The sequence below is a fragment of the Blautia sp. DFI.3.45 genome, assembly GCF_020593505.1.
GTDB classification, from domain to species: Bacteria; Bacillota; Clostridia; order Lachnospirales; family Lachnospiraceae; genus Blautia_A; species Blautia_A wexlerae.
The window spans coordinates 1-2,206 of the sequence record NZ_JAJDMI010000104.1 but is presented as its reverse complement, the minus strand read 5'-3'; the positions used below and the strand labels follow the sequence as shown (position 1 = coordinate 2,206).

At 38.5% G+C, this 2,206-nt stretch carries 3 protein-coding genes; 1 reads left to right on the top strand and 2 read right to left on the bottom strand.

The features are described from left to right. Positions 1-73 precede the first annotated feature (73 nt). Positions 74-526: a hypothetical protein gene (locus LJE09_RS16990; protein ID WP_173681011.1), complete on the bottom strand. Its 453-nt coding sequence runs from the start codon at positions 524-526 to the stop codon at positions 74-76. Between the two features lie 256 nt (positions 527-782). After that, positions 783-1,712 (bottom strand): AEC family transporter, encoded by a 930-nt coding sequence (locus LJE09_RS16985; RefSeq protein ID WP_118569853.1) that lies wholly within the window; start codon positions 1,710-1,712, stop codon positions 783-785. A gap of 143 nt (positions 1,713-1,855) precedes the next feature. Here LJE09_RS16985 and LJE09_RS16980 point away from each other — a divergent pair, with 143 nt between their 5' ends. Then, positions 1,856-2,164: an AEC family transporter gene (locus tag LJE09_RS16980; protein ID WP_227311588.1), complete on the top strand. Its 309-nt coding sequence runs from the start codon at positions 1,856-1,858 to the stop codon at positions 2,162-2,164. Positions 2,165-2,206: the final 42 nt, after the last annotated feature.

Below are 2,206 nucleotides of genomic sequence, written 5' to 3'. Positions count from 1 at the left end.
ATCAAGGTATATTAGAATGTAGAATTTACTTTTTCATTCAAGCTTTTTATAGGGATCCTGATCTTTGCAGGAACTACAACGGAATGACATTTTTTCCCTTGCAGAGCTCTGCAGCACCGATCATTGCCATATATCCCATGTCAAATGCATTCTGAAGTACCGTTGTAAGCGGCGGATTCACCTGCTGCTGAACGCAGGACGAAAAATCTCCATATGCTATCCTGCTTTCATCAAATGAAACTTTATATGCATTCATTACATCAAAGACCGCCTGACGCCGTTCATTGGCATCTGTATTTCCATGAGGTCCTGCAAGATAAGTAAATCTTCGATATCCATGATCCCTCACCAGATGTTCTGCCACAGCATACATACCGTGATAGTTGTCTGCTATAATAGAAGTAGCTTTTCCTGAATGGTCTCTTTCTTCTGCGAGAACACAGGGCTTATCCTTATATTTGTCCAGAAACGTTTTCCTTTCTTTTTCGTCCAGAAAAATACAAAGGGAACCATATGCAATAATCAATGCATCCGCATCTGCGAACGCCTGATAATCATAAACTACATTGAACTGATAATCATAATCATCTTCCGTATCTTCGCCAAAATAAGATTTATAGTAATAACTACTGTGAATCCCAAGAAAAACAGAACATTTACGTCCATAGACTTAGCTGCATGAAAAATACTCTACGAAGTAATTTCCTGCGACATACAAAAATTACCGCCAGGTCTATTTCAATCCGCAGTAATTTTCATTTTCTGTTATTCAGATTTCATGATCAGTAGATTGTCACTGCCATAATTATATATACAAGAATAGATACCAGACAGTACATGGAGTTTGTTGTGGAAACATAAGCGCTTCCTTCTTCATCTTTCATAAAAGTCTGCATACTGAATGTGGCCGGTGCTGACATATAACTGATAATTGCAAGATTGACCAGCCGATCATCACCTACCAGATAATGTACAGCAACAAGAACTCCTGCGATCATCACTGCCTGAAGCAATACACGTAAGATGATCGTGGCAATGCATGGCTTTAATAATTTCGCATTCAGTTCCATGCTGTATCCCACTACCAGTAAAATAATGGCAGTCACAGATGTGGTGAGAATATTTTCCACACTCTGGTACACGCCTCCGAAAGGACTGTCTAAAACTGCAAGGATCACCTTCGATAATCCTGCAATAATTCCCAGGATACTTGCAATAAATGCCGGAGTCTTTAATGCACTGAAAAACAGTTTTTTCACATCAATCTTCTCACCGTTTTCCACCTGTCCCAGCATTCCCATATATACACTGAATCCAAACAACAGTCCGGCAATATCCAGAACTGCAATACGGGAAAGATTTTCACTGCCACAGAGGCTTGTATATAACGGATAGGCCATAAGTCCCCCTTCATATACGCTTACCATAAACGGTAGATATTTCTGATAGGTTCCTTTCAGAAATGGCTTCAGCAAAAAGCCCAGACCAAAGGATACTACCAGCATTACAAACATGATCAAAATCAGGATTCCGGTTTCTTTATTATATTCCGCTGTTGCCAGAGCATGAAAAATAGCAATCGGAAGCATAACATTCGTTACAAGCACCTTCATGTTATTGATTCCGTCTCTGGTCAGAATCTTCCATTTTCTGCACAGCATACCGACCACGATCATAACCAGTACAGGCAGAACAATTTCTAATACATTCACTTTTTTACTCCTCCTAATATATAACTCAGCTTTGTTTATTGTAACTCAAAAAAACATTTTTCGCCACCTATACTTTCTGTTGTATTTTCACTTTTTTGCAGTTATAATTTCATGTGAATTTACGAAAAAAAAGGAGAACTCAAATGAATACTTTCAGCATTCTGACTGCTCAGATCGGAATGTTCGTGATCTACATGCTTGCAGGCGTGATCCTGATCCGCACACGGGTTATGAACAGAGAAAATCTTGAAGTCATTTCAAAATTTGTAATAAAACTGGCGCTTCCTGTAATGATTTTTATCAATACTGTAAACGGAGTGGAACGTAAAACTCTTTTTCATTCACTGAGCATTTTTCTGATTGCGGGAATTATGTATATATGTCTGTTTTTACTCAGCTACATATCTGGTATTTTTTTTCATCTGCATGGTAACCACAGGGTAAGCGCTTAATTCTTGGGTAACTATACATTTGCCGTTTTGTAGTTCATAATG

What these genes read in the sequence shown, in the direction of transcription:
- LJE09_RS16980 (WP_227311588.1), top strand. Translation starts at nt 1,856, where the DNA reads ATGAATACTTTCAGCATTCTGACTGCTCAGATCGGAATGTTCGTGATC.